Annotated in this window: 4 protein-coding genes and 1 pseudogene; 3 read left to right on the plus strand and 2 right to left on the minus strand. The window is 60.6% G+C overall.

Translation table 11 applies throughout. The features are described 5' to 3' along the window. Both ACIONG_RS26745 and lnt read left to right on the plus strand, forming a co-directional pair. Positions 1 to 477: transporter associated domain-containing protein (locus ACIONG_RS26745; RefSeq protein WP_401303705.1), on the plus strand; the 477-nt coding region annotated here is incomplete at its 5' end. A gap of 276 nt (positions 478 to 753) precedes the next feature. After that, a complete protein-coding gene (gene lnt, locus ACIONG_RS26750) occupies positions 754 to 2,277 on the plus strand; it encodes an apolipoprotein N-acyltransferase (protein WP_401303715.1) in 1,524 nt (507 codons plus the stop codon). 123 nt (positions 2,278 to 2,400) lie between these two features. On the opposite strand, the gene ACIONG_RS26755 is transcribed toward lnt, so the two are convergent. Both ACIONG_RS26755 and ACIONG_RS26760 read right to left on the minus strand, forming a co-directional pair. Further along, positions 2,401 to 3,168: a YdcF family protein gene (locus ACIONG_RS26755; RefSeq protein ID WP_103303675.1), complete on the minus strand. Its 768-nt coding sequence runs from the start codon at positions 3,166 to 3,168 to the stop codon at positions 2,401 to 2,403. A gap of 105 nt (positions 3,169 to 3,273) precedes the next feature. Next, the gene (locus ACIONG_RS26760) at positions 3,274 to 3,597 is read right to left on the minus strand and encodes a hypothetical protein (protein WP_103303676.1); all 324 of its coding nucleotides are present in this window, start codon (positions 3,595 to 3,597) and stop codon (positions 3,274 to 3,276) included. Positions 3,598 to 3,851: 254 nt separating this feature from the next. Here ACIONG_RS26760 and ACIONG_RS26765 point away from each other — a divergent pair. Next, a pseudogene (locus ACIONG_RS26765) lies at positions 3,852 to 3,974 on the plus strand (hypothetical protein); the annotation flags it as partial. Positions 3,975 to 4,068 lie beyond the last annotated feature (94 nt).

The raw sequence follows: 4,068 nt of genomic DNA on the forward strand, positions 1-4,068 counted from the left end.
AAGGAAAACGGCGACAGCTTCAACATCAAGGACCAGCAGCGCCCGGCCACTTTCGTGCCGGAGACCAAGCGTCTGAACGTGTTGCTGCGTGATTTCCGCGCCAACCACAACCACATGGCCATCGTCATCGACGAATACGGCGGCGTGGCCGGTCTGGTGACCATCGAAGACGTGCTCGAACAGATCGTCGGCGACATCGAAGACGAACACGACGTCGAAGAAGACAGCTACATCAAGCCGCTGCCAAGTGGTGACTTCCTGATCAAGGCCCTGACGCCGATCGAGAACTTCAACGAGTTCTTCGACAGCGAGTTTTCCGACGATGAGTTCGACACCGTCGGCGGCCTGGTGATGAGTGCGTTCGGGCACTTGCCAAAACGCAATGAAATCACTGAAATCGGCGCCTATCGTTTCCGCATCCTGAACGCCGACAGCCGTCGGATTCACTTGCTGCGACTGACGCCAATCGCTCGTTAATTCTAAGGATTGGGGTATGTCATCAGCTATTTCCTGCATCGCGTTGCGCCTGAAAGCGGGCCAGGCAAGGCGTAGTCCGCAGGGAATGGCATTCCCTTTCCAAGGACTGCAACGCAGCATGGCCCGCTTTCAGGCGTAACCCGGAGGGCCGGGCCTGCTGTTACGCAGGGCTGCGTTACTCGTCGTTCATTTGAAAAACCAAACTTCACTCCTCGCGCCTTGCCCTGCGTAACAGCAGACCCGGCGCGATACAGGAAATAGCTGATGACATACCCCCTGCGCTGGACAACCCGCCCCGGCTGGCCCGGTAACCTGCTGGCCGTGGCGGCCGGTGCAATCACCACCTTCGCTCTGGCACCGTTCGATATCTGGCCGCTGGCTTTGCTGGCGGTCGGTTTGTTCTATGCCGGTTTGCGCGAGCTGAGCCCGCGCCAGGCGCTGGGCCGTGGCTGGTGCTTCGGTTTCGGCCTGTTTGGCGCCGGGACCAGCTGGATCTACTACAGCATCCACCACTTCGGCGGCGCTTCTGTGCTGCTGGCCGGGTTTCTGATGCTGCTGTTTACCGCAGCGATTGCATTTTTCTTCGCCCTGCCCGCCTGGCTCTGGGCACGCTGGTTGCGTCGCAACGAGGCGCCACTGGCCGACGCTTTGGCGTTTGCTGCTTTGTGGGTCGGCCAGGAAGCGTTTCGCGGCTGGTTTCTCACCGGTTTCCCGTGGCTATATTCCGGTTACAGTCAGCTCGACGGCCCGCTGTCCGGCCTCGCACCAGTCGGCGGCATGTGGCTGGTGTCGTTCGTTCTGGCACTGACCGCTGCACTGATCTACAACACGCCACGCCTGCTGAAAACCGGCCGCAAAGCGTTTGTTGCCGTTGGTCTATTGTTGCTGGCCGGGCCGTGGGTGGCAGGCATTGCCCTCAAGAACCACGCTTGGACCAGCCCGTCCGGCGCACCATTAACGGTCGCGGCGATCCAGGGCAATGTCGAACAAAGCATGAAGTGGGACCCGGCGCAGCTCAACGCGCAACTGGCGCTGTACCGCGATCTGAGCTTCCGCTCGAAACCGGTGGACCTGCTGATCTGGCCGGAAACTGCGGTGCCGGTGCTCAAGGAGTCCGCCGAGGGCTACCTGAGCATGATGGGCAACTTCGCCGCCGAGCGTAAATCGGCGCTGATCACTGGCGTGCCGATTCGCGAAACGGTGCGTCACGAAAAACGCTTCTTCAACGGCATCACTGTCGTGGGCGAAGGTGACGGCACTTACCTGAAGCAAAAACTGGTGCCGTTCGGTGAATACGTGCCGTTGCAGGACATCCTGCGCGGGTTGATCGCATTCTTCGACCTGCCGATGTCCGACTTTGCCCGTGGCCCGGCCGATCAGGCGCTGTTGCAAGCCAAGGGTTATCAGATTGCACCGTTCATCTGTTACGAAGTGGTGTACCCGGAGTTCGCCGCCAGCCTGTCGGCGCGCAGCGATCTGTTGCTGACAATCAGTAACGACACCTGGTTCGGCACCTCGATCGGTCCGCTGCAACATTTGCAAATGGCACAGATGCGCGCACTCGAGGCCGGACGCTGGATGATCCGCGCCACCAACAACGGCGTGACCGGACTGATCAATCCGTTCGGGCAGATCACCGAACAGATTCCGCAATTCGAGCAGGGCATTCTCTACGGCGAAGTGGTGCCGATGCACAACCTCACGCCTTATCTGCAATGGCGTTCGTGGCCGTTGATCATTATCTGTCTGCTGCTGTTTGGCTGGGCGCTGATGGCGAGCCGGATGTCCAAAACCCTTTAAAGCCCCCCGACAATGATCGTTCCCACGCTCCGCGTGGGAACGTCGCCGGGGACGCTCCGCGTTCCGCTTCGAATGTGGCGCAGAGCGCCACGGGATGCATTCCCACGCGGAGCGTGGGAACGATCAATCACCGCGGTAGAACAACGAATACCCCACCTGCCCCACCGCTTCATTCAGCAACTGCCCGCTCTGCCAGATCGACTTGAACTCCGGCAGCCAGCCACCAAACGGTCTTGCGTTATCGGTGCCTAAAAATCCGACCGGCGCGGGCACCACTTCGAATCCTGCCTGCTCGAAACACCACACCGCTCGGGGCATGTGCCACGCCTGCGTCACCACGACCACACGCTTGATCCCCTGAGGCAACAGCATGTCGGCGCTGAACTTCGCGTTTTCCCATGTGGTGCGGCTTTCGCCTTCCTGCCAACGCACGGTCACGCCGAAATCATCCAGCAACGAATCCGCCATCAACTTCGCTTCGGTCGGCGGCGTACCATAATGCAGGCCGCCACTGGTCAGAATCGGCAATCCTGAGGCCTTGGCCAACCGCGCCGCGTAGCGCTGACGCTCAAGCCCCACGCCGGTCGGCTGATCCTCGCCCCAGGCCAGATCACCCCGCTCGCGCCCGGACCCCAGCACCACAATGGCATCGGCCTTTTGTGCCAGCAGCGCCCACTCTTCACGGGCCAGCGGCGGCTCGCGCTCCAGCGCTTTTGCGCCCCACTGCACCACCACCGGCAGGCTCATCAGCCAGAACCCGCCCAAACCGATTGCAAAACACAGTCCAGCCAGTCGCGGCCGCGAGCGTCGCAGCCACCAGGCAAGCAGCAACAGCAGTAAAAGAATGCCGGGCGGCAATAGAAGTTGTTTGATGAAATAACGAAAAGGCATCGGGCATCTCCAAAGATGCCCGAAGCCTAAGTGGGTTAATACAACGCGACAACCGATAGGGTGGGATCCTGTTGAAAAAGATCCGTTTCTTGACCTGCCATGCGCTTACTTGGCCTGCAAAGCCCGCACCTTGACGGTGTCTTTGCGGGGCGCCTTGTCCTTGAGCCAGATGACCTTGGCCGAATGTGCTGCATCGAGCTGCTTCACTGCTTGCGACAAGCATCCATGCGTTTCACGTTCACTACGATCCAGATAGGCCTTGACCAGTTTGAACTCGGCGGGGCTCAAGCCACGCAATTCCAGTTCCAGGGGGCGCTCATCGCGCAGCCGGTCAGCGGTTTTTGCAGCATCCAGGGCCATGCCCAGACGGTTCATCAACCGTTCGTACAACTCAGGTTTCGTCACGTTTTTCTGCTGTTGCTCCACCATCCCTCACCTCATTGAAGATAAGACTCACTCCCCAGTTAGAGCTTAGCTTCGCTGCACAAACCGGCTGCACGCCGCGACCAACGGCCCTCGCCACGGATTGACCGGGCCAAACAGCTGTAATCAGGGTTTCCCTAGGCCAAGCGCGGTCATGTATGCTACGGCGCTTCCTGTAATTCCACTTCCAGCTCGTCCGGGCCATCCCGGAACCTGCGTTGAAGAGGATTAGGCCACCCCTATCCAGTACAAAAGTAGCCATGCACGAACAATATCAGCCCCGTGAAATCGAAGCCGCCGCCCAGTCGTTCTGGGACGAGCAAAAGTCCTTTGAAGTCAGTGAACAGCCAGGCAAGGAGACTTACTACTGCCTGTCGATGTTCCCTTACCCCAGCGGGGCGCGACACAAGGGGGGCGGGGGGGGGGGCGCCCGCCGGCCGCGGGGGGGGCCGGCGCCCCCCCCCCCCCCCCCCCCCC

The organism is Pseudomonas sp. NPDC087817 (assembly GCF_044742875.1).
In the GTDB taxonomy this organism is placed as follows: Bacteria; Pseudomonadota; Gammaproteobacteria; order Pseudomonadales; family Pseudomonadaceae; genus Aquipseudomonas.

What these genes read in the sequence shown, in the direction of transcription:
- ACIONG_RS26755 (WP_103303675.1), bottom strand. Translation starts at nt 3,168, where the DNA reads ATGCCTTTTCGTTATTTCATCAAACAACTTCTATTGCCGCCCGGCATT.
- ACIONG_RS26760 (WP_103303676.1), bottom strand. Translation starts at nt 3,597, where the DNA reads ATGGTGGAGCAACAGCAGAAAAACGTGACGAAACCTGAGTTGTACGAA.